This is a genomic window from Variovorax sp. 10L421, from assembly GCF_056395365.1.
This window is the reverse complement of record NZ_JBFTJJ010000001.1, coordinates 734,015-757,030: the sequence shown is the minus strand read 5'-3', so window position 1 is coordinate 757,030 and position 23,016 is coordinate 734,015. Positions and strand designations below refer to the sequence as shown.

22 protein-coding genes and 1 riboswitch are annotated in these 23,016 nt (G+C 65.0%); of the genes, 13 read left to right on the top strand and 9 right to left on the bottom strand.

The annotated features are described in order from the left end of the window. Window positions 1-39: 39 nt before the first annotated feature. The 9 genes from AC1DFC_RS03670 to AC1DFC_RS03630 all read right to left on the bottom strand — a co-directional run bounded on the left by AC1DFC_RS03670 (window position 40) and on the right by AC1DFC_RS03630 (window position 9,738). Window positions 40-411 (bottom strand): integration host factor subunit alpha, encoded by a 372-nt coding sequence (locus AC1DFC_RS03670; RefSeq protein WP_042673257.1) that lies wholly within the window; start codon window positions 409-411, stop codon window positions 40-42. Window positions 412-416: 5 nt separating this feature from the next. Then, complete coding sequence (gene pheT, locus AC1DFC_RS03665) at window positions 417-2,858, bottom strand: phenylalanine--tRNA ligase subunit beta (RefSeq protein WP_007832501.1); 2,442 nt, start codon at window positions 2,856-2,858, stop codon at window positions 417-419. Between the two features lie 40 nt (window positions 2,859-2,898). Continuing rightward, a complete protein-coding gene (gene pheS / locus AC1DFC_RS03660) occupies window positions 2,899-3,975 on the bottom strand; it encodes a phenylalanine--tRNA ligase subunit alpha (protein ID WP_007832500.1) in 1,077 nt (358 codons plus the stop codon). A gap of 112 nt (window positions 3,976-4,087) precedes the next feature. Beyond that, on the bottom strand, window positions 4,088-4,447 hold the full coding sequence (rplT, locus tag AC1DFC_RS03655) for a 50S ribosomal protein L20 (RefSeq protein WP_007832499.1): 360 nt from the start codon (window positions 4,445-4,447) through the stop codon (window positions 4,088-4,090). Between the two features lie 24 nt (window positions 4,448-4,471). Continuing rightward, window positions 4,472-4,675 (bottom strand): 50S ribosomal protein L35, encoded by a 204-nt coding sequence (rpmI, locus tag AC1DFC_RS03650; protein ID WP_007832497.1) that lies wholly within the window; start codon window positions 4,673-4,675, stop codon window positions 4,472-4,474. A 154-nt stretch (window positions 4,676-4,829) separates the two neighbouring features. Beyond that, window positions 4,830-5,453, bottom strand: a complete 624-nt coding sequence (gene infC, locus AC1DFC_RS03645; RefSeq protein WP_081502643.1) for a translation initiation factor IF-3 — start codon at window positions 5,451-5,453, stop codon at window positions 4,830-4,832. Between the two features lie 101 nt (window positions 5,454-5,554). Then, on the bottom strand, window positions 5,555-7,462 hold the full coding sequence (thrS, locus tag AC1DFC_RS03640) for a threonine--tRNA ligase (RefSeq protein WP_007832494.1): 1,908 nt from the start codon (window positions 7,460-7,462) through the stop codon (window positions 5,555-5,557). A gap of 325 nt (window positions 7,463-7,787) precedes the next feature. Beyond that, window positions 7,788-9,119, bottom strand: coding sequence for an isocitrate lyase (aceA, locus tag AC1DFC_RS03635; RefSeq protein ID WP_007832492.1), 1,332 nt, complete (start codon window positions 9,117-9,119; stop codon window positions 7,788-7,790). A gap of 205 nt (window positions 9,120-9,324) precedes the next feature. Further along, a complete protein-coding gene (locus AC1DFC_RS03630) occupies window positions 9,325-9,738 on the bottom strand; it encodes a gamma-glutamylcyclotransferase family protein (RefSeq protein WP_413336067.1) in 414 nt (137 codons plus the stop codon). Window positions 9,739-9,776: 38 nt separating this feature from the next. Between AC1DFC_RS03630 and AC1DFC_RS03625 the strand changes: the two genes are divergently transcribed. The 13 genes from AC1DFC_RS03625 to AC1DFC_RS03565 all read left to right on the top strand — a co-directional run bounded on the left by AC1DFC_RS03625 (window position 9,777) and on the right by AC1DFC_RS03565 (window position 22,991). Further along, entirely contained in the window at window positions 9,777-10,700 is a 924-nt protein-coding gene (locus AC1DFC_RS03625; RefSeq protein WP_042673253.1) for a DMT family transporter, read from the top strand. A gap of 155 nt (window positions 10,701-10,855) precedes the next feature. Then, window positions 10,856-11,299: an SWIB/MDM2 domain-containing protein gene (locus AC1DFC_RS03620; protein WP_007832487.1), complete on the top strand. Its 444-nt coding sequence runs from the start codon at window positions 10,856-10,858 to the stop codon at window positions 11,297-11,299. Window positions 11,300-11,555: 256 nt separating this feature from the next. Beyond that, a complete protein-coding gene (locus tag AC1DFC_RS03615; RefSeq protein ID WP_007832485.1) occupies window positions 11,556-12,212 on the top strand; it encodes a TetR/AcrR family transcriptional regulator in 657 nt (218 codons plus the stop codon). Window positions 12,213-12,355: 143 nt separating this feature from the next. Continuing rightward, on the top strand, window positions 12,356-13,321 hold the full coding sequence (locus tag AC1DFC_RS03610; protein WP_413336069.1) for a tripartite tricarboxylate transporter substrate binding protein: 966 nt from the start codon (window positions 12,356-12,358) through the stop codon (window positions 13,319-13,321). Between the two features lie 27 nt (window positions 13,322-13,348). Beyond that, complete coding sequence (locus AC1DFC_RS03605) at window positions 13,349-14,122, top strand: ABC transporter permease (protein ID WP_413336071.1); 774 nt, start codon at window positions 13,349-13,351, stop codon at window positions 14,120-14,122. 38 nt (window positions 14,123-14,160) lie between these two features. Further along, a complete protein-coding gene (locus AC1DFC_RS03600; RefSeq protein ID WP_007832482.1) occupies window positions 14,161-15,162 on the top strand; it encodes an ABC transporter substrate-binding protein in 1,002 nt (333 codons plus the stop codon). Window positions 15,163-15,319: 157 nt separating this feature from the next. Beyond that, window positions 15,320-16,099 (top strand): ABC transporter ATP-binding protein, encoded by a 780-nt coding sequence (locus AC1DFC_RS03595; RefSeq protein ID WP_413336074.1) that lies wholly within the window; start codon window positions 15,320-15,322, stop codon window positions 16,097-16,099. An 11-nt stretch (window positions 16,100-16,110) separates the two neighbouring features. Next, window positions 16,111-17,541, top strand: coding sequence for an enolase C-terminal domain-like protein (locus tag AC1DFC_RS03590; RefSeq protein ID WP_413336075.1), 1,431 nt, complete (start codon window positions 16,111-16,113; stop codon window positions 17,539-17,541). Window positions 17,542-17,583: 42 nt separating this feature from the next. After that, on the top strand, window positions 17,584-18,747 hold the full coding sequence (locus tag AC1DFC_RS03585) for a Gfo/Idh/MocA family protein (RefSeq protein ID WP_478178682.1): 1,164 nt from the start codon (window positions 17,584-17,586) through the stop codon (window positions 18,745-18,747). A gap of 7 nt (window positions 18,748-18,754) precedes the next feature. Then, window positions 18,755-19,942, top strand: coding sequence for a dihydrodipicolinate synthase family protein (locus AC1DFC_RS03580; RefSeq protein ID WP_478178681.1), 1,188 nt, complete (start codon window positions 18,755-18,757; stop codon window positions 19,940-19,942). A gap of 8 nt (window positions 19,943-19,950) precedes the next feature. Beyond that, entirely contained in the window at window positions 19,951-20,829 is an 879-nt protein-coding gene (locus AC1DFC_RS03575) for a sugar phosphate isomerase/epimerase family protein (RefSeq protein ID WP_413336078.1), read from the top strand. Window positions 20,830-21,023: 194 nt separating this feature from the next. After that, the gene (locus AC1DFC_RS03570; protein WP_007836559.1) at window positions 21,024-22,115 is read left to right on the top strand and encodes a DNA glycosylase AlkZ-like family protein; all 1,092 of its coding nucleotides are present in this window, start codon (window positions 21,024-21,026) and stop codon (window positions 22,113-22,115) included. 104 nt (window positions 22,116-22,219) lie between these two features. Then, a riboswitch (FMN riboswitch) is annotated at window positions 22,220-22,383 on the top strand. A 95-nt stretch (window positions 22,384-22,478) separates the two neighbouring features. Then, complete coding sequence (locus AC1DFC_RS03565; RefSeq protein ID WP_007836561.1) at window positions 22,479-22,991, top strand: 6,7-dimethyl-8-ribityllumazine synthase; 513 nt, start codon at window positions 22,479-22,481, stop codon at window positions 22,989-22,991. Window positions 22,992-23,016: the final 25 nt, after the last annotated feature.

Below are 23,016 nucleotides of genomic sequence, written 5' to 3'. Positions count from 1 at the left end.
CCTTAGAGATTACTCCACCCGGGCGCACAGCACCAAGCACTATTCCGCGCCCAAGCTCCACTCGACTTCGGCTGCGCCGTTCTGGTCGATGCTTCCGTGAATCTGTTCCTTGAGCTTGGCGCTCGCGTGGAACGTGGCCACGCGGCGCTCGCCGATCGGAATCGCCTCGCCGGTGCGCGGATTGCGGCCCGGCCGAGGCGCCTTCACGCGGATCTGGAAGTTGCCGAAGCCCGAGATCTTCACGTCCGTGCCCTCGATGAGGCTGTTGGCCACGAGTTCGAAGAACGCCTCGACCATGTCCTTGGACTCACGCTTGTTCAGGCCGATCTGCTCGAACAGCAGGTCGGCCAGATGCGCCTTGGTGAGCGCGGGCGTTTCGAGAGCCTCGAGCGTGAATTCGGCAGCGTTCATTCCCGTCATCCCCTCAAGCGGCCGCCGAGCGTGGCGCCCAATTGTTCGACGATTGCGCGGACCGCAGGTTCGACCTGCTCGTCCGTCAAGGTGGCGCCGTCGTTCTGGAAGGTCAGGCGAACCGCCATGCTCTTCTCTCCTTGGGCCAGTGCACCGGGCGCAGCCACGGCACCATCGCGCAATGGCTGCGGACGATAGATGTCGAACAGCGTCACGTCGCGCAGCAGACCCTGTGCGGCTGTTGCCGTGCGAATGGCCTGTACCAGTGCATCGTGCGTGACGGCTTCGGCCACGACGACGGCGAGGTCGCGCTCCACGGCCTGGTGCTTCGGCACGGGCTGCGCAACCGGCACGGGGCGTGCAGTGACGGCGTCGAGGTCGAGTTCGAACAGCACTGGCGCCTGGGCGAAGTCCCACTTCTGGCGCCAGCGCGGATGCAGTTCACCAACGAAGCCGATGGCCTTGCCATCGACCAGCACACGTGCCGAACGGCCCGGGTGCAGCGCAGGATGCTCAGCCACTTCGAAGACCGGCACGAGCGGTGCAAGCAGTGCCTCGACGTCGCCCTTGACGTCGTAGAAGTCGACGCGGTTCGGCTTGCCGTCCCAGCGCGCCTCGTCGGCATCGCCCCAGGCGAGGCCCGCCACGCGCATCGGCTGATTCACGCCGCGCACGGTGCTGTCGGTGGTGACGACGCTGTCGTCGCGCATGAACACGCGGCCCAGCTCGAACACGCGCACGCGCGGCGCCTTGCGATCGAGGTTGAACTTGAGCACCTGCAGCAGCGAGCCGAGCAGCGACGAGCGCATCACGCTCATCTGGCTGGCGATGGGGTTCAGCAGCTTGATCGGGTTGGCGTTGCCCGCCAGGTCCTGCTCCCAGTGCGCTTCGACAAAGCTGAAGTTGATGGTTTCCTGGTAACCCAGCGCTGCAACGCTGCGGCGCACCGCGAAGCGGCTGCGCTGCGCCTCGGGCCGCACGCGGGCGGTGATGGGCGCGAGCGGTGCGATGGTCGGCAGGTTGTTGAAGCCGATCAGGCGCGCGACCTCTTCGATCAGGTCTTCTTCGATCAGCAGGTCGAAGCGGTGCGGCGGCGGGGTCACAGTCAACGTGCCCTCGCCTTCGGTGATCGCGAAGCCGAGGCGATTCAGCGCGTCGGCGCATTGCGCTTGCGTCAGCGGCATGCCGATCACGCGCGAGGCGCGCGCCACGCGCAGCGTGACGGGCACGGCCTCGGGCACGCGCAGCGTCTGGTCGTCCATCCTGCCAGCCTCGCCGCCGCAGATTTCAATGATCAGCTGCGTGATGCGCTCGATGATCTGCACCGTGCGGCTCGGATCGACACCGCGCTCGTAGCGGTGACCCGCGTCGGTCGAGAAGTTGAAGCGGCGCGAGCGGCCCTGCACCGCCTCCGGCCACCAGAACGCGGCTTCGACGTAGATGTTGCGCGTGTCGTCGGAGACCGAAGTGGCGTCCCCGCCCATGATGCCGGCGAGCGATTCGACTTCACGGTCGTCGGCGATCACACCGACCTTGTCGTCGACGGTGATGGTGTTGCCATTGAGCAGCTTGAGCTGTTCGCCCGCCTTGCCCCAGCGCACCGTGAGGCCGCCGTGGATCTTGTCGAGGTCGAAGATGTGGCTGGGCTGGCCGTACTCGAACATCACGTAGTTCGAGATGTCGACCAGCGGCGTCACACTGCGTTGGCCGCAGCGCGCGAGGCGCTCGACCATCCATGCCGGCGTGGCGACCTTGGTGTTCACGCCGCGCACGATGCGGCCCGAGAAGCGGCCGCACAGGTCGGGCGCCTCGACCTTGACGGGCAGCACATCAGAGAACGACGTGGCCACGGCCGCGATGGCCGGCGTCTTCAGCGGTGCGCCGGTGAGTGCGGCGAGTTCGCGCGCCACGCCGTACACGCTGAGGCCGTGCGCCAGGTTCGGCGTGAGCTTCAGGGTGAGCAACGCGTCGTCCAGCTTGAGTACGTCGCGCACGTCGGCGCCGATGGGCGCATCGGCAGCGAGTTCAAGCAGACCGCCGTGGTCTTCGCTCAGCTTCAGTTCGCGCGCCGAGCACAGCATGCCCTGGCTCTCGACGCCGCGCAGCTTGCCCAGCTTGATGAGAAATGGCTTGCCGTCTTCGCCCGGCGGCAGTTCGGCACCGACCAGCGCGCACGGCACCTTGATGCCGACGCGCGCATTCGGCGCGCCGCACACGATGTTGAGCAAGGCGCCCTGCCCCGCGTCGACCTGGCACACGCGCAGGCGATCGGCGTTGGGGTGCTGCACCGCTTCCTTGATCTCGCCGACCACGATGCGCGTGAAAGGCGGCGCCACCGGTCGGCGCTCCTCGACCTCGAAGCCGCCCATGGTGAGCGTTTCGGCCAGTGCGGCACTGTCGATGGGCGGGTTGCAGAACTCGCGCAGCCAGGATTCCGGGAATTGCATCTCTTCGATCTCGATCTGGTTTTTCTATCTGTGGAGGGGCTCACTGGAACTGCGAGAGGAAACGCAGGTCGCCGTCGAAGAACAGGCGCAGGTCGTTCACGCCGTAGCGCAGCATGGTGAGCCGGTCGGGGCCCATGCCGAAGGCGAAGCCGATGTATCGCTCGGGGTCGAGCCCCATGTTGCGCACCACGTTCGGATGCACCTGGCCCGAGCCCGCCACCTCGAGCCAGCGGCCGGCCAGCGGGCCGCTCGCGAACTGGATGTCGATCTCGGCGCTCGGTTCGGTGAACGGGAAGAAGCTCGGGCGGAAGCGCAGCACGAGGTCATCGCGCTCGAAGAAGGTGCGGCAGAAGTCGGTGAAGACGACCTTCAGGTCCTTGAAGCTCACGTTCTCGCCGAGCCACAGGCCTTCGCACTGGTGGAACATGGGCGAGTGGGTGGCATCGCTGTCGACGCGATAGGTGCGGCCCGGCGCGATCACGCGGATCTCGGGCGCCTTCACGGTGCCGGTGGTGTCGGCTGCAGCAGCGGCGAATTCGGCCGCGTACTTCTTGATGTGCTGATGCGCGTAGCGAACCTGCATCGGGCTGGTGTGCGGACGCAGGTTGTAGGGAATGCCGTCGTCGCCATTCAGGTCGACGTAGAAGGTGTCCTGCATCGAACGTGCAGGATGATTCGGCGGGTTGTTGAGCGAAGTGAAGCTGTGCCAGTCGCTCTCGATTTCGGGGCCGTCGGCCACGTCGAAGCCCATGCTCGAGAAGATCTCCTCGATGCGCTCCAGGGTGCGGCTCACGGGATGCAGTCCGCCGGAAATGCGGCGACGGCCGGGCAGGCTCACGTCGAGCGCTTCGGCGCGCAGTTGCAGCGAGAGTTCTTCGTCGGCCAATTGCTGGCGGCGCTCGGTCAGCGCGGCCTCGATGGACTGCTTGCCCACGTTGATCGCGGCGCCGCGGGACTTCTTCTCTTCGACACTCAGCGCGGCCATGCCCTTCATCAGCTCGGTGATGCGGCCTGACTTGCCGAGGAACTGGGCCTTGGCGTTTTCGAGCTCTGCAGGTGTCTTCGCCTGGGCAAAGGCGGCGCCTGCGGTGGCTACCAGGGAGTCCAACTCGTTCATAGCAACAAAAATCTTCGAGGGGAAATAAAAAAGAGCTGGAGCCTTTTCAAGCGCCAGCCCTTGAGCCGTGGGCGCAAGAAGCCGTCCGGAGACGGCAACCTGCTGTGCAAAATCAAGCAGCCAGCTTGGCCTTGACCTGCTCCACGATGCCGGCAAAAGCGGCCTTGTCGTGCACGGCGATGTCCGCAAGCATCTTGCGGTCGATCTCGATACCGGCCTTGCGGATGCCGTTGGCGAACTGGCTGTAGGTCAGGCCCAGTTCACGCGAGGCGGCGTTGATACGCGCGATCCACAGCTGACGGAACACGCGCTTCTTGGTACGACGGTCACGGTAGGCGTATTGGCCTGCCTTCATCACCGCCTGTTTGGCGACGCGGAAGACATTGCCGCGGCGACCGCGGAAACCCTTGGCGAGTGCGAGAACTTTCTTGTGGCGGGCGCGAGCCGTTACACCACGTTTGACGCGAGGCATGTGTGTACTCCTTGTTCGTCTGAGTTAAATGCCACGGCCGGGCAGCATGGCGGCGACAGAAACCATGTTGGTCTCATGCACTGCGACTGCACCACGGAGGTGACGCTTGTTCTTGGTGGTCTTCTTCGTCAAGATGTGACGCTTGAAGGCTTGACCGCGCTTGACGGTGCCACCGGGACGAACGCGGAAACGTTTTTTCGCGCTGCTCTTGGTCTTCATTTTGGGCATGTGAATGCTCCTTTAGTTTGTGCTCGTGAGGCGCCATGGATGCTCCACGGACTTGTTGGCCCCGAGACACTTCTTTATCTCGCCCCTGCCCGCTCTTCTTTCAAAGTGCCGGCAACGGCGAAATCCCTTCAAAACCCTGACTGCTGCAAACGCCTCAGGCAGTTGCAGCCGGCGCCGTTGCCGGCGCAGCGTCTGCTGCCGGCTTGGAAACCCCGCCGCCGGCCTTCTTGCGGCCCGGCGCGATCATCATGATCATCTGCCGGCCTTCGAGCTTCGGGAACTGCTCGACCATGATCAGGTCGCCCAGTTCGTCGCGAATGCGCTGCAGCAATGCCAGACCCAGCTCCTGGTGCGTGATCTCGCGGCCGCGGAAGCGCAGCGTGATCTTGCATTTGTCGCCGTCCTCAAGAAAGCGCTTGATGTTGCGCATCTTGATGTTGTAGTCGCCATCGTCGGTACCGGGTCGGAACTTGATTTCCTTGACCTCGATGACCTTCTGCTTGGACTTCGCCTCGGCCGCCTTCTTCTGCTCGTGGTACTTGAACTTGCCGTACTCGATCAGGCGACATACCGGCGGGTTGGCCGCCGCGACGACCTCCACCAGATCCACATCGGCCTCGCCGGCGAGGCGCAAGGCCTCCGAGAGGCTCATAACACCCAATGGCTCGTTTTCCGGGCCTACAAGGCGGACTTCCGGGGCCATGATTTCCCGGTTCAGGCGGTGTTGGCGTTCCTCGCGGTGGCGGCGGTCGCGAAATGCAGTAGCGATGGTCAGAATCCTTCAAAAATTGCTACAAAATCTGTAGCGAACGCCGGTCAGTCCTCGCGGACAAGCGGCACGATCTGGCTAGGAAACATATGGGGTGTTTCAGAGGCAAATCAACGCTTGTCGGCAACGTCCTGGACGAGCCGTTGCACGAACGATTCGAGGGACATTGCTCCGAGGTCTTGATTGCCCCGGGCGCGCACTGCGACGGCACCTGCTTCCTTTTCCTTGTCGCCCACGACGAGGATGTAAGGGAGCTTTTGCAACGAATGCTTCCGTATTTTATACGTAATCTTCTCGTTGTGCAGATCCAGCTGGACCCTAAGCCCTTGATTCTGCAGCGTTTTCGCCACTGAAGCAGCGTAGTCGGCCTGCCCTTCGCTGATGTTGAGCACCGCCACCTGCACCGGAGCGAGCCATGCGGGCAGTGCGCCGGCATGGTGTTCGATCAGCATGCCGATGAAGCGCTCAAGGCTGCCGACGATGGCGCGATGCAGCATCACGGGGTGCGCGCGGCCGCTCGATTCCGTCACGTACTCGCCGCCCAGGCGCTCGGCCGTGTTGAAGTCGACCTGCATCGTGCCGCACTGCCACTGGCGACCCAGCGCGTCCTTCAACGTGTATTCGATCTTCGGGCCGTAGAAGGCACCATCGCCCGGCGAGATGATGAAGTCGACGCCCGAACGGCGCAGCGCCTCCATCACCGCATGCTCGGCCTTGTCCCACAGCTCGTCGGAGCCCACGCGGTTGTCGGGCCGCGTGGCCACCTTGTAGAGGATGTCCGTGAAGCCGAAGTCGGCATAGACCTTCTGCAGCTGCTCCGTGTACGCGATGCACTCGTCGAGGATCTGGTCTTCCGTGCAGAAGATGTGGCCGTCGTCCTGCGTGAAGCCGCGCACGCGCATGATGCCGTGCAGCGCGCCGCTGGGCTCGTTGCGGTGGCACTGGCCAAACTCGCCGTAGCGCAGCGGCAGGTCGCGGTAGCTGCGCAGGTCGCTCTTGAAGATCAGCACATGGCCCGGGCAGTTCATCGGCTTGAGCGCGTATTCGCGCTTTTCCGACTCCGTCGTGAACATGTTGTCGCGGTAGTTCTGCCAGTGGCCCGTTTTCTCCCACAGGCTTTTGTCGAGGATCTGCGGACCCTTCACTTCCCAGTAGCCCGTGTCGCGGTAGATGCCGCGCATGTACTGCTCGACCTGTTGCCACACGGCCCAGCCCTTGGGGTGCCAGAACACCACGCCCGGCGCTACTTCGTCGATGTGGAACAGGTCGAGTTCCTTGCCAAGCTTGCGGTGGTCGCGCTTCTCGGCTTCCTCGATGCGCTGGATGTACTGGTCGAGCTGCTTCTTGTCGGCCCAGGCCGTGCCGTAGATGCGCTGCAGCTGCTCGTTTTTGGCGTCACCGCGCCAGTAGGCGCCGGCCAGCTTCGTGAGCTTGAAGACCTTCAGGAAGCGCGTGTTCGGCACGTGCGGGCCGCGGCACATGTCGACGTATTCCTGGTGGTAGTACAGGCCCATGGCCTGCTCGTCGGGCATGTCCTCGACGAGGCGCAGCTTGTAGTCTTCGCCGCGCGACTTGAAGACCTCGATGACTTCGGCGCGGGGCGTCATCTTCTTGATCACGTCGTAGTCCTGCGCGATCAGCTCGCGCATGCGCGCCTCGATGGCGGCCATGTCCTCGGGCGTGAAGGGGCGCTCGTAGGAGATGTCGTAGTAGAAGCCCTCGTCGATCACGGGCCCGATCACCATCTTGGCCGTCGGATAGAGCTGCTTCACCGCGTGGCCGACCAGGTGGGCCGTCGAGTGGCGGATGATCTCCAGGCCCTCGTCGTCCTTGGGCGTGATGATCTGCAGCCTGGCGTCGTGGTCGATGACGTCGCTGGCATCGACCAGCCGGCCGTCGATCTTGCCGGCCACCGTCATCTTGGCGAGCCCGGCGCCGATGGACTGGGCGACTTCGGCCACCGAAACCGGGCCGGGGAACTCGCGGCGCGAGTTGTCGGGGAGCGTGATCTGGATCATGTGGAAACCTCGGGAGAAAAACAAAAAAGCGCGGTGGATGCCGCGCTTTGCCTGGTTGAAGAGCTGGCGGAAACCAGCGAGCGCGGGGCTACCGGCCTTTTCCTTCGAAGAAGAAAAAGCCGCTGAATCCTTGCGGAGTAGTTCGCGGTGTCATAACCAAGATGCCTTTCTCGCTCTTGTTGAGTGCAGAGGCGCGGATTCTAACTTCTGCCCGTTCAAGCTGCGGCCGCGGCGCCGTGGAGCCCCGGCGCCTCGTCGGGTTGCCCATAAAAAAGCCCGGCGCGTGGCCGGGCTCGAGAGTGACAGCGAAAACCGCGTCCGCGGATCAGTGGAACTGCTCTTCCTCGGTCGAACCCGACAGCGCCTTCACGCTGGACGAGCCGCCCTGGATCACGGTGGTCACGTCGTCGAAGTAACCCGCGCCCACTTCCTGCTGGTGCGACACGAAGGTGTAGCCCTTGTCGCGCGCGGCGAACTCGGGTTCCTGCACCATGTTGACGTAGTGCTTCATGCCTTCGCCGCGGGCATAGGCGTGGGCGAACTGGAAGGTGTTGAACCAGTTGACGTGGATGCCGGCCAGCGTGATGAACTGGTACTTGTAGCCCAGCTCCGACAGGTCTTCCTGGAACGAGGCGATCTGCTTGTCGTCGAGGTTCTTCTTCCAGTTGAAGGAAGGCGAGCAGTTGTACGACAGCAGCTTGCCAGGGCAGGCAGCGTGCACCGCCTGTGCGAATTCGCGGGCGAAGCCGATGTCCGGCACGCCGGTTTCGCACCACACCAGGTCGGCGTAGGGCGCGTAGGCCACGCCGCGGCTGATGGCTTGCTCCAGGCCGTTCTTCACGCGGTAGAAGCCTTCCTGCGTGCGCTCGCCCGTCAGGAAGGGCTTGTCATTGGCGTCGTGGTCGGAGGTGATCAGGTTCGCGGCTTCCGCGTCGGTGCGGGCCAGCACGATGGTGGGCACGCCCATGACGTCGGCGGCAAAGCGTGCCGAGATCAGCTTCTCGCAGGCTTCCTGTGTCGGCACGAGCACCTTGCCACCCATGTGGCCGCACTTCTTCACGGCGGCCAGCTGGTCTTCGAAGTGCACGCCGGCCGCGCCCGAGGCAATCATGTTCTTCATGAGTTCGAAGGCGTTGAGCACACCGCCGAAACCGGCTTCCGCGTCGGCAACGATGGGCAGGAAGTAGTCGATGAATTCCTTGTCGCCGGGGTTGATGCCGCGGCCCCACTGGATTTCGTCCGCGCGGCGGAAGGTGTTGTTGATGCGACGGACCATCGTCGGCACCGAGTCGTACGCATAGAGCGACTGGTCGGGGTACATCGTCTCCGACGTGTTGCCGTCGGCGGCGACCTGCCAGCCCGACAGGTACACGGCCTCCAGGCCGGCCTTGGCCTGCTGCATCGCCTGGCCGGCGGAGATAGCGCCGAACGCGTTCACGTAGCCCTTCTTGGCGCCGCCGTTGATCTTGTCCCAGAGTTTCTCGGCACCGCGCTTGGCCAGCGTGTGCTCGATGGGGAAGGAACCGCGCAGGCGCACGACGTCTGCCGCGCTGTAGCCGCGCTTGACACCCTTCCAGCGGGGGTCGGTGGCCCATTCTTTTTCGAGGGCGGCGATCTGCTGTTCGCGGCTCAGTTGTTCTGTGAGGGTCTGGGGCATGGTCACTCCGTGAGGTTGATTGAAGTTTGGCGCTGCGGCCGTGGAGTTACTTTAATCGAATCGCAGACTCTTATGTCTTATATAAGACATATTTTTCATCAAACAAAATCAACAACTTATGGAGATATTTCTCAATGCAAAATTATTTTTCTCATATTGAGAAAAAATATTGCAGCGCAACAGTCGTGGATTTCGCTATGCGCAATCAGTCTTTCGGTTGTGAAAACCAGGCATCGCCGCGCGCCGCATGTGCGATCCAGTCGCCGCTTTCGATCACACGACGGCCCGCGATGCGCGCTGGATGGATCTCGTAGACCAGGCAGTCGAACCAATGGCTGCCAACCTCCACCCGCACCTGTCGTTTGATGTACTCACCCGAGCCGTCGGCAGCCACCTCTTCGAGCACATCGAGCGCCGCCTCGACGGCGGGCTCGATGACGTAGACCTCGCCCCTCACACGCCGCGTCCCACCCAGCACGACGCCCGGATAGGCGCCCAGGTCGTACAGCGTGCCGGCGATGCCCGCCTCGCCGATCCACACCGGCGCGGGCCGGTAGCGCGCGATGTCGTTGCGCCCGCCGCGGCGCAGCGTGCCGTAGACAAAAACGTGGGGCATCATCGAAATCGCTTTCTCCGCAATTACATGGCTTCAGTCTATTGAACTCCGCTACCCCTGCATCAGGCCGCCTCGTGGCCTACGGCTGCCTGGCCTTGAGCATGTCGCTCGTCGGCGGCTACGTCGCCCTTTCCAAACCCCTTGTTGCGGCCTTTCCGGTGCTGCTGCTTGCTTGGCTGCGCTTCGGCATCGCCGCGCTGGCCATGCCGCATTGGCTCAAGCGCGCGACCGACGAGCCACCGATGGCGGCGCGCACGCGCTGGCTGGTGTTCCTCGAGTCCTTCCTCGGCAACTTCATGTTCTCGATCTGCATGCTGTTCGGCGTAAGCCTGACGAGTGCTGTGTCCGCGGGCGTGATCATGGCGTCGATCCCCGCATGCGTGGCCGTCGCGAGCTGGCTCTTCCTGCGCGAACGCATCACCGTGCGCATCGGCCTGGCCATCGGCTGCGCCGCGCTCGGCATCGGCCTGCTCGCGTTGTCGCCAGCGCACGCGCAGGCATCGCCCGCCTCCACGCAATCGTCCATGCCCTGGCTCGGCAACCTGCTGGTGTTCTGCGCGGTGCTGTGCGAGACGGCGTATGCGGTGATCGGCAAGTCGCTCACGGGGCGGCTGGGGCCCAAGCGCATCGCCTCGCTCATCAATCTCTGGGGCTTCGTGCTCTCGATGCCCTTCGGCATCTGGTTCGCGCTGCAGTTCGACTTCACCTCGGTGCGCTTCGGCACCTGGGCGCTGCTCGTGGCCTACGCGCTTGCCGCGAGCATCTGGACGGTGTGGCTCTGGATGACCGGACTTCGCCACGTACCAGCCGCACAGGCGGGCGTTTTCGCCGTGATGCTGCCCGTGAGCGCGGCCCTCGTGGGCGTGCTCGTACTGGGTGAAAGCCTCTCTTCGCCACAGCTGGTTGCGTTCGTGATCGCGCTCGTGGGCGTGGTGCTTGCAACGTGGCCCGGTCGCCGAACGTGAAAAAGCGCGCTTCTCCCCTCTGAAAAAACAACAGCTCCCAATGAAAAAAGCGCTTTTTCCCTTGGAAACGCGTTTCTTCTCATTTAGCATCCGCATTGCCACTGGAGACGCAAGTTTTTCATTGGTGAACGTTCAACCAAAAAAGGAAATCAACCATGGCAACTGCAAAGAAGGCTCCGGCCAAGAAAGCTCCGGCAAAGAAGGCCGCTCCCGCGAAGAAGGCTGCGGCTCCTGCAAAGAAGGCCGCTCCGGCCAAGAAGGCAGCGGCACCCGCCAAGAAGGCTGCTCCTGCAAAGAAGGCTGCTCCGGCGAAGAAGGCTCCTGCAAAGAAGGCCGCTCCCGCCAAGAAGCGCACCCCCAACGCTGCGTTCATGAAGGCCCTGACCCCCAGCCCGGCCCTGGCCGCTGTGGTCGGTTCGACGCCTCTGCCGCGCACCGCTGTGGTGAGCAAGCTGTGGGACTACATCAAGAAGAACAACCTGCAAGACAAGGCCAACAAGCGCAACATCAACGCCGACGCCAAGCTGAAGGAAATCTTCGGCAAGCCGCAAGTGTCGATGTTCGAGCTGGCCGCGCTGATCGGCAAGCACGTCAAGTAAGCGCTCGGGAGCTTCGCGCTCCTGAATCAAAAAGCCCGCTCTGCGGGCTTTTTTTTCGCCTGCAGCGCCCGCGCTCGGCCCTGCGAGTGCCGCTGCTTCGCCGAGCGCGGGATCCGACCCGGCACTCGACGATCAGGTGGCCCGCGGGTTGTGATGTACTCATGAGAAGTAGAACCTCAGCTGCAATGTCTTCGGCAATTCTCTGTGCCCACTCCAGGCGCCTTGCGTTAATTCACCAATTGGTTAAATTCTCGCCATGAAGGCCCCCAAGGAACCCACGCCCGAAGCGCTCGAGCCCCGCTCGCGCGACGCAGACCGTTCGCAGCTCGCCATCCTCGCGTCCGCACGCGACGAGTTCGCGGAGCGCGGCCTTGCCGGTGCGCGCATGGACAGCATCGCCGAGCGCGCAGGCCTCAACAAGCGCCTCATCTACTACTACTTCGGCAGCAAGGACGATCTGTTCCTCGCGGTGCTGGAGCGCGTCTACGCCGACATCCGCGCGGCCGAGCAGCGCCTGCACCTCGACGAGATCGAGCCGGTCGAGGCCATCCGCCAGCTGGTGTCGTTCACCTGGCACTACTACCTCGAGCACCCCGAGTTCATCACGCTGCTCAACAGCGAGAACCTGCACTGCGCGGCACACCTGAAACGCTCCGAACGCATCCAGGAAATGAACTCGCCACTGGTGCAGCTGCTCGACACGGTGCTCGAGCGCGGCCGCCGCGACAAGCTGTTCCGCGCCGGCGTGGACCCGGTGCAGCTGTACATCTCCATCGCGTCGCTCTGCTACTTCTATCTCTCGAACAACCACACGCTGTCGGCCATCTTCGGGCGCGACCTGCGCGCACCCAAGGCAATGGCGCAACGCCTCTCGCACATGACCGACCTCGTGCTGGGCTACGTCCTGCACTGAGCCTCAGCGCACTTTCGCACACCCCGGGTATTCACTAGGCAGCAGCCGTTGACGCTGCGGCGCAGCCGTTTCTACAATGAATAATTCACTCAATGGTGAATTGATCGATTCGAGAAGACGGCCCGACCGCGCGGAGACATTCCATGAAGTTCCTTGCCTCGCTGACCTGCGTCCTTGCCCTGCTGCCGTGCGTGGCCTCCGCGCAGGGCGCCTACCCCAGCAAGCCGATCCGAGTGGTCGTGCCCTTCGCGGCCGGCAGCACCACCGACATCATTGCGCGTGCCATCGCCGACAAGATGAGCCTCAGCATGGGCCAGGCGCTGGTCATTGACAACCGAGGCGGCGCGAGCGGCACCATCGGCCAGCAGGCGGTGGCCACGGCCGCGCCCGACGGCTACACAGTGATGATCCACTCGTCGTCGCATACGGTGAGCCCCTCGACCTTCGCCAAGCTGCCCTTCGACACGCTGCACGACTTCGCAGGCGTCACCCCCATCTCGTCGCTGCCCAACGCGCTGGTCATCTCGCCCACGAAGAACATCAAGACGCTGCCGCAGCTGCTTGCCGCCGCGCGCGCCAAGCCCGGCAGCATGAACTTCGCCTCTGCCGGCCAAGGCAGCGCCACGCACCTGAACGCCGAGAAATTCAAGATGGCCGCGAAGATAGACGCCACCAACATCCCCTTCAAGGGATCGGGCGAGGCCGTCACCGAGGTGCTCTCGGGCCGCGTCGACTATTACTTCTCGCCCATCGCACCGGTCATCGGCCAGATCAAGGAAGGCCAGCTGCTGGCGCTGGCCGTCGGTTCGCCCAAGCGCGCCGCAGCCCTGCCCGACGTGCCCACGACCACCGAAGCCGGCGTGCCCGGCTCCGAATTCAACTTCTGGATCGGAATGATGGCGCCCGCCAGGACCCCGCGCGACATCGTCGAGCGGCTGAACGCCGAAGTGGCGAAGGCGCTGGCCTCGCCCGAGGTGAAGGAGCGCTTCGCCAAGCTCGGCGCCGATGCATGGACGCTCAAGCCCGAGCAGTTCGACGCCTACATCAAGGAGGAAATCGCCAGCAACGCGCAGCTCGTGAAAGCTGCCGGCCTGTCGGCGCAGCAGTAGACGCGCACGCACGCCTCGGTACCCGCCATGTTCCGCAAGCTCCTGCTCTCTCCGGCCCTGCGTCCTTTCATCCTGATCCTGTTGCTGCTGGTGCTGTGGGACCTGGCAATCCGCCTCTTCAGGATTCCGGCCTACCTGATCCCGCCGCCGTGGGAGGTCGTGAAGCAGCTCGTCGTCGAATGGCCGCGCCTGCTCGGCGAGAGCTGGAAGACCACGCTCGCCACGCTCGGCGGCTTCGGCCTGACGATCCTGATCGGCATTCCGATCGCGATGGTCATCGCCTACTCGCGCGTCGTCGAGTCGTACGTGTACCCGCTGCTGGTGTTCTCGCAGAGCATCCCCAAGGTGGCGATCGCGCCGCTGTTCGTGGTGTGGTTCGGCTTCGGCATCTTCCCGAAGGTGATCAGCGCCTTCCTGCTGGGCTTCTTCCCGGTGGTGGTGTCCACGGTGATGGGCTTCAAGTCGGTCGAGCCCGACATGCTCGACCTGGCCCGCTCGATGGGCGCGAGCCGCCTGCAGACCTTCTTCAAGATCAGCCTGCCGCAAGCCATGCCCGCGATCTTCAGCGGCCTGAAGGTGTCGGTCACGCTGGCCGTGGTGGGTGCGGTGGTCGGCGAGTTCGTCGGCTCCAACTCGGGCATCGGCTACGTGCTGCAGGTGGCCAACGGCAACTTCGACCTGCCGCTGATGTTCGCCGCGCTGGTCGTGCTGTCGAGCATCGGCGTGATTCTTTTCGTCGCCGTCGACCTCATCGAGCGCGTGATGATTCCGTGGCACGCCTCGCAGCGCCACGCCCAATGAGTTCCTTCGCCAAGCCAACAACTCCCGGAGACAAGACCATGAAGAAGCTGCTTCCCTCGCTGCTCGCCGCCGCAGCGCTCGTCACCTTCGCTATCGCTCCCGCCCACGCGCAGGCCGACAAGCCCAAGGACAAGGTCACGCTGATGCTCAACTGGTACCTCTACAGCGAGCACGCGCCCTTCTTCCTCGGCAGGGAAAAGGGCTTCTACGCCGACGAAGGCATCGACCTCGAGATCCAGGAGGGCCGCGGCTCCGCCGTCACCGCGCAGGCGGTGGCCGCCAAGTCGGCCACCTTCGGCTACATCGACGTCACGACCATGATCAAGGCCGCCGCCAAGGGCGCGCCGCTGAAGTCGACCGGCGTGCTGTTCCAGGTGAGCCCGATGTCGGTCATGGGCTTCACCGAGAAGAACATCAGGGTGCCGAAGGACATCGTCGGCAAGACCGTGGCCGTCACGCCCGGCGATTCGATGTCCCAGATGTGGCCGCTGTTCCTCAAGGTCAACAACATCTCGCCGGACCAGGTGAAGATCGTCTCGGGGGACGCCCAGACCAAGCTCAATGCGGTGACCAACGGCCAGGCCGACCTGCTGCTGGGCTACGTGATGGACCAGGCGATCAAGCTGCAGGACGCCACCGGCAAGCCCGTGACGCCGATCCGCTTTGCCGACTCCGGCGTGAACCAGATCAGCTCCGGAATCATCGCCAACAAGAACCTTCTGACCGAGAACCCCGACCTCGTGAAGCGCTTCATGCGCGCCTCGACCAAGGCCGCCGAAGCCGCCGAGAAGAGCCCCGAAGCCGCTGTCGATGCGATGCTCAAGGCCAACCCTAAAGCAGGCGTGCGCGACACGCTGATCGTGGGCATGAAGCAGAGCGTGGCGCTCTATCACACGAAGGAAACGGCCAACCAGCGCCCATTCCGCGTCGCGATGAAGAACGTGAACGACTCGCTCGACCTGCTGGTGCAGTACGGCGGCATGGATCCGTCGACGCGCGGCAAGCCTGAGGACTACGTGACCCTCGACTTCCTGCCGTAAGCAGGCTCGCCCCCAGGCTCCACGCACTTCGTGTCGCTTCTCCTTCCCCCCTACCGGGGGCAACACCTGCGGCCCGGCAAAGCCGGTTCCGCGGTGTTCCCCGAAAAGACCTCAGCATCCCGCCGCCTCGTCCGCTTCCGTCCTTTAACTACTCTCCATGTCCACTGATGTCCTGATCGAGGCGCGCGGCGTCTCGAAGACCTACCAAAGCAAGGACGGCCCGGTCGAGTCGCTCAGGCCTCTAGCCTTCTCCGTCAAGGAAGGCGAGTTCATCTCCGTCGTCGGCCCCTCGGGCTGCGGCAAGAGCACGCTGCTGAAGATGGTGGCGGGCCTGCTGCCCATCAGCGGCGGCGAGCTCACGCTGGCGGGCAAGCCGATCAAGGGGCCGCAGAAGGACGTGGGCATCGTGTTCCAGAGCGCGGTGCTGCTGCCCTGGCGCAGCGTGGAAGACAACATCCTGCTGCAGGCCGAGATGCGCCACCTGCCCAAGGCGGCCTCGCAAGCCCGCGCACGCGAGCTGATGGAAATGGCTGGCCTCAAGGGCTTCGAGGGCAAGTACCCCTGGCAGCTCTCGGGCGGCATGCAGCAACGCGCCTCGATCTGCCGCGCGCTGCTACACGACCCGTCGGTGCTGCTGATGGACGAGCCCTTCGGTGCGCTCGACGCGATGACGCGCGAGAAGATGAACCTTGAGCTGCAGCGCATCTGGATGGCGTCGAAGAAGACGGTGATGCTGATCACCCACAGCATCCCCGAGGCGATCTTCCTGTCGGACCGCGTGATCGTGATGAGCGAGCGGCCAGGTTCGATTGCCGCTGTTTACGACATCGACCTGCCGCGCCCCCGCACGCTCGACATGATGGGCTCAGCCGAGTTCGGCGCGTACACGAAGCTGGTGCGCGCGCATTTCTTCTCGCAAGGCATCCTGGACCACTGAAGGCGCCGGCCATGGATGCAATCCGTTTTCATGTCGAGGAGATCCGCTTTGCCGAGCGCGACGTGGCGCTGCGGCTGCCGTTCCGCTTCGGTGCGGCGACCGTCACGGCCTGCCCGCAGGTCTATGTGAAAGCCCGCATCCGCTTTTCAAACGGCCGCACGGCCGAGGGCTGCGCCGCCGAGATGATGGTGCCCAAGTGGTTCGACAAGAACCCGGCGCTCACCAACGAACAGAACTTCGAGCAACTGCGCTTTGCGCTGCGCGATGCGCGCGAGGCCTATATCGCCGAGCCCGATGCGCAAACCGCGTGGACACACTTCGCATCGAACTACGCGGCGCTGCAGGCGCGCGCCAAGGCCAAGGGCCTGCAACCGCTGGTGGCCAGCTACGGCCCTGCACTGATCGACCGCGCCCTGCTCGACGCGCTGTGCCTGCGCAGTGGCGTGAGCTTCGCGACGGCCATGAGCGGCAACCTCTGCGGCCTCGACATCGCAGGCAGCGGCCTCGCGGATGACCTCACCGGCTTCGACATGTCGGCCTTCCTGGCGAAGCAATCGCCGCGCACTCGCATCGCGGCACGCCATACGGTGGGCCTGGCCGATGCCATCGACGACTACGACGCCCTGCCGGACGCCCCCGCCGACGGCCTTCCGAGGACTCTCGAAGCCGCCGTGCGCCGCTACGGCCTCACGCACTTCAAGCTCAAGCTGTGCGGCAACACCGCACAGGACATCGCGCGCCTCCAACGCATCGCCCACGTCATCGACGAGCACGCGCAGTTGGTGACGCTCGATGGCAACGAGCAATACGCCGACGCCGATGCGTTCGCCACCTTCCTGGACCGCATGCTGTCCACGCCCGTGCTCTGGAAGCTCGCGCAGAAGACGGTCTTCGTCGAACAGCCGATCCGCCGCGACGCGGCGCTGCAGCGCGACGTGTCCGCGCTGGGCAAGCGCATTGCGCTGCTCATCGACGAATCGGACGCCACGCTCGATGCCTTCGTGCAGGCCCGCGCGCTGGGCTACACCGGGGTGTCGAGCAAGAGTTGCAAGGGTTTCTACAAGTCGGTCGTCAACGCGGCGCGCTGCGCGCAGTGGAACTCGACCGATGACGCCGCACGCTACTTTCTCTCAGGCGAAGACTTGACCATGCAGGCCGGCCTGGGCGTGCAGCAAGACCTGGCACTGGTCGCATGGCTCGGGCTGTCGCACGTCGAGCGCAACGGCCACCACTATGTCAACGGCCTGGCCGCGGCGCCTGAAGCCGAACAGCAGGCCCTGCTGCGCGCCCACCCGGGCCTGTACGAACTGAGCGACGGCGCTGTGCGCCTCGCCATCCGCGAGGGCCAGCTCGACCTGTCCTCGCTTACCACCGCGCCCGGCTTCGCCACCGGCAGACCCGGCGCCGGCATCTCCTGGGACGCCATGCGTTCCGTCTACTGAAGCCAACTTCTCAATCTCTCTCGCATCTCAAGGAAGAAAACGATGGCCACCCAACGTCTAGGAATCATCATGCACGGCGTCACCGGCCGCATGGGCATGAACCAGCACCTGATCCGCTCGATCTGCGCCATTCGCGCGCAAGGCGGCGTGACGCTGTCGAACGGCGACAAGGTCATGCCCGACCCGATCCTCATCGGCCGCAACGCCGAGAAGATGGAAGCGCTTGCCAAGGCCCACGACATCGCGCGCTGGGGCACCGATCTCGACAAGGCGCTCGAGAACAAGGACGACACCCTCTTCTTCGATGCCGGCACCACGCAGATGCGCCCCATGCTGTTGGCCAAGGCCATCCGCGCCGGGAAGCACGTGTACTGCGAGAAGCCGATCGCCACCAACCTGAACGAAGCCGTTGAGATCGCGCGCCTGGCCGAAGGATCCGGCTTGAAGCATGGCGCGGTGCAGGACAAGCTCTTTCTCCCGGGCCTGCGCAAGCTCGACATGCTGCGCCGCGCCGGCTTCTTCGGCCGCATGCTCAGCGTGCGCCTGGAGTTCGGCTACTGGGTGTTCGAGGGCGACCTGCAGCCCATCCAGCGCCCGAGCTGGAACTACCGCAAGGAAGACGGCGGCGGGATGATCCTGGACATGATGTGCCACTGGCGCTACGTGCTGGACAACCTGTTCGGCGAAGTGAAGTCGGTGAGCTGCCTGGGTACCACTCACATCCCGAAGCGCTGGGACGAAGCCGGCAAACCCTACGAAGCCACCGCCGACGATGCCGCCTATGCCACCTGCGAACTCAAGGGCCACAATGGCGAGCCGGTGATCGCGCAGATCAACATGAGCTGGGCGACGCGCGTGCGCCGCGACGACCTCGTGACCTTCCATGTGGACGGCACCGATGGCTCCGCCGTCGCGGGCTTGTCGAGCTGCCGCGCGCAGAGCCGCGTCGCCACGCCGCGCCCGGTGTGGAACCCCGACGAGAAGCAGACCATGAACTTCTTCGACCAGTGGCAGGAGATTCCGGATTCGCAGGTCTACGACAACGGCTTCAAGATCCAGTGGGAGCACTTCATTCGCCACGTGGTCGAGAACGAGCCCTACAAATGGACGCTGCCCGAAGGCGCCAAGGGCGTGCAGCTGGTCGAGGCCGCACTAGAGTCGTGGAAGGACCGCCGCTGGGTCGACGTGCCCGCGCTGAAAGTCTGAGGCAGGCATGGCGCTTTCGCTCACCCTCCCCACCGCGAGCGGCACCCTCGCGCCCTACGCCCTGCGCGGCAGCGCACCGGTCAAGCCCGATGCGTGCGTCAAGTTCAACCGCATCGCCTACTCGGCCGCGCACGTCGTAGCCGACCCGCTCGCGGCCATCGACCCATGGCTGCAGTGCGCGGTCGACTGGGACACCACCATCGCCTACCGCCGCCACCTGTTCTCGCTGGGCCTGGGCGTGGCCGAGGCCATGGACACCGCGCAGCGCGGCATGGGGCTCGACTGGCCGACCTCGCTGGAGCTGATCCGACGCTCGCTCGATGCCGCGAAGGACGTGCCGGGCGCGCTGGTCGCTTCGGGTTGCGGCACCGACCACCTCAACATCGACGACGTGAAGAGCGCCGACGACGTGATCCGCGGCTACGAAGAGCAGATGGCCGCCATCGAGGCGCTCGGCGGCAAGCTCATCGTGATGGCCAGCCGAGCGCTGGCCCGCGTGGCCAAGAGCCCGGCCGACTACGAGCGCGTGTACGACCGCATCCTGCGCCAGGCGAAGCAGCCGGTGGTGCTGCACTGGCTCGGCGACATGTTCGACCCGGCGCTGGCCGGCTATTGGGGCACGAAGGATGTCGATGCAGCGATGGACACCGCCGTGGGCATCATCGCGGCGCATCCAGGCAAGGTCGACGGCATCAAGATCTCGCTGCTCGACAAGGACAAGGAAATCGCGATGCGCCGGCGGCTGCCCCAGGGCGTTCGCATGTACACGGGCGACGATTTCAACTACGCCGAGCTGATTGCGGGCGACGGGTTCGGAAATGAGCCGACGCACGGCCAGAGCGACGCACTGCTTGGCATCTTCGACGCCATCGCTCCCGCCGCGAGCGCCGCGCTGGGCGCACTGGCCCAGGGCCGCACCGAGAAGTTCCACGCGATCCTCGGCCCCACGGTGCCGCTGTCCCGCCACATCTTCGCGGCGCCCACGCGCTTCTACAAGACCGGCGTGGTATTCATGGCCTGGCTCAACGGCCACCAGAAGCACTTCACGATGGTGGGCGGCCAGCAGAGCACGCGTTCGCTGCAGCACTTCGCCGAACTGTTCAGGCTGGCCGATGCGGCGAACCTGCTGGAGCAACCCGAGCTGGCCGTTCGGCGCATGAAGACGCTGCTGGCACTGCACGGCGTGGAAGGATGAGCAAGGCCATGCGCGATTTCTCGCAGAACCACGACTGGCTGTCGATCAACACCGCCACCATCCGCAAGCAGTCGGGCTTCGAGGTGCCGCTCGACCGAATCATCGACCAGTGCGCCGAACGCGGCATCCGCGCCATCAGCCCCTGGCGTGACCAGGTGACGGCTGTCGGGCTCGACAAGGTGGCCAAGCAGCTGAAAGCGCACGGCATCGGCCTGTCGGGCTACTGCCGGGGCGGCTTCTTTCCCGCACCCGACGCTGCAGGCCTGAAAGCTGCGCTCGACGACAACCGCCGCGCCATCGACGAAGCGAAGACGCTCGGTGCACCCTGCCTCGTACTCGTGGTCGGCGCGTTGCCCGGTGCGCTCGAAGGCAAGGCCGCCTACAAGGACATCGGCCGCGCGCGCGGCGAGGTGCACGACGGCATCGCAGCCTCGCTCGAATACGCCCGCGAAGTCGGCATGCCGCTGGCCATCGAGCCCCTGCACCCGATGCAGGCGGCCGACCGCGCGTGCATCAACACGCTGGAACACGCGCTCGACCTGTGCGACGAACTCGATGCGGGCAAGACCGGCATGCTCGGCGTGGCCCTGGACATCTACCACGTGTGGTGGGACCCGAAGCTGCAGCAGCAGATCGCCCGCGCCGGCCGCGAACGGTTGCTGGCTTACCACGTCTGCGACTGGCTCACGCCCACGCGCGACCTGCTCTCCGACCGCGGGATGATGGGCGATGGCGTGGTCGAACTGAAGAAGATCCGCGGCTGGGTGGAGGACGCGGGTTTCGCTGGGTTCAGCGAGGTCGAGATCTTTTCGAACCTCGATTGGTGGCAACGGGCCGGCGAAGAGACGCTGGATGTTTGCATCCAGCGGCACAAGCGGGCCGTCTAGGCGCTCGGGTTCTGCTCCGCTAGCGCCGGCAGTCCAACCGCTCTGCTGAACGCTCACGCCGGCGGGGTGCCTTGCGCAGCGAAATAAAGGGGGAGGCCGAAGGCCGGAGGACATTCGCGGAGCAAGGCACCCCGTCGGCGTGAGCGCGCCCTGAACACCTCGCGAACAGCAGCCACCTGTGCTGCAATTCGCCCATGGCTGCCACGACCCTCGACGACCTGCGCCGATACGCAATAGCGCGCACCCTGTTCAAGCCGACCACGCTGCCGGGCGCGATCCGCCGGCTCGGCTTCGTGCAGGCCGATCCGATCCGCGCACCGGCGCGCGCGCAAGACCTCACCCTGCGCCATCGCGTGAAGGACTACCGCGCAGGCGATCTCGAGAACCGCTACACGCGGCTCGCCATCGAGGAAGACTGCCTCGTCAACTACGGCTTCCTGCCGCGCGAGCACCTGGCACTGATGCATCCGCGCGAAGCCAAGCGCGCATGGGACACCGACACGCGGCGCAAGGCAGCCGATGTGCTCGCCTACGTGCGGGAACACGGCCCCGTGCACCCGCGGCAGGTGGAACAGCACTTTGCACACGGCCGCATCAAGAACTACTGGGGCGGTTCCAGCAACGCGACCACGCACCTTCTCGACGAGATGCACTACCGCGGCATGCTGCGCGTGGTGCGGCGCGACAGCGGCACGCGCGTCTATGAAGCCGTGACGCACCAGCCCGCCGACGACAGCCCCGCCGGCCGCGCCCAACGCGCCGCCGCACTGATCGAACTGGTGGTGCGCAAGTACGCGCCGCTGCCGACCGCGAGCCTGACGTACCTCGTGCGGCTGCTCGGCTATGGCGCGCCGCACCTGTCGCAGCAGACGCAGGCGGCTCTGCGCATCGCCCGCGAAGAACTCGCGAGCTGCCGCATCGACGGCACTACGTGGTACTGGCCCGCCGACGAGAACCCCGTCTCGCGCCGGCACGCCCCCGACGACGCGGTGCGCCTGCTGGCGCCGTTCGATCCCGTCGTATGGGACCGCCGCCGCTTCGAGTTGCTCTGGGACTGGACGTACAAGTTCGAGGCCTACACGCCGGCGCCCAAGCGCCAGTTCGGCTACTACGCGCTGCCGATGCTCGTGCACGACCGAGTGATCGGCTGGGCCAACGTGACGGCGCCCGAGGGCCGGCTGCAGCCGGCTTTCGGCTACGCCGGCAAGAAGCCACGCGACGCGGCCTTCCGCGCGGCGCTGGACGACGAACTGCACCGCATGACGCAGTTCCTGGCCGGGCGCTAAGTCCGGACAAAATCCCCTTATGCCCGAAGGTCTGGCGCGCGGGCGACAACCGCGCGCGGCAACGGGCTTCTAGAATCGCGCCGTTGTCCGGTTCGCCGGACGGCAAGCGTTCTCAGGGCGGGGTGCAATTCCCCACCGGCGGTGATGGCGGCGTAAAAAACCGCACAAGCCCGCGAGCGCCCGAGGCTGCGCAAGCAGGCCTAGGGGTCAGCAGATTTCGGTGCGATTCCGAAGCCGACGGTCACAGTCCGGATGAAAGAGAGCGCGAAATGCGGGCGAGCCCGCGCGTTCTGCCGTGAGCGCGCGGCCTGCCTTGCGGTTTCGTGCGCCCTGATTCAGGAAACCTGCTTTCAGAGGCACACCATGAGTCAGATCAACGACCTTCCCCTTTCCGCCATCACCGCGTCGAATGCATCGCGCGGCGAGCGCATCGCCTTCGTCGAAGCGCAATGGCATTCGGACATCGTCCACCAGGCACGCGACGCCTTCCTCGAAGAAATGGCGCGCCTTGGCGTGGCCCGCGAACGCATCGACATCTTCGACGTGCCGGGCGCCTTCGAGATCCCGCTGCACGCCAAGCGGCTCGCCAGCTCGGGCAAGTACGCGGCCATCATCGGGTGCGCGCTGGTGGTCGACGGCGGCATCTACCGCCACGAGTTCGTGGCGAACACGGTGGTCAGCACGCTGATGTCGCTGCAACTGGAAACCGACGTGCCGATCTTCTCGGCCGTGCTCACGCCGCATCATTTCCACGAGCACGTGGAGCACCGCAAGTACTTCCACCGCCACTTCGCGGTCAAGGGCACGGAAGTGGCCGAGGCCTGCTTCAAGACGCTCGAAGGGCTGAAGAAGGTCGACGCGCTGCTGGCGGCGTGACAACAGGCGCAAGCCTGCAGTAATC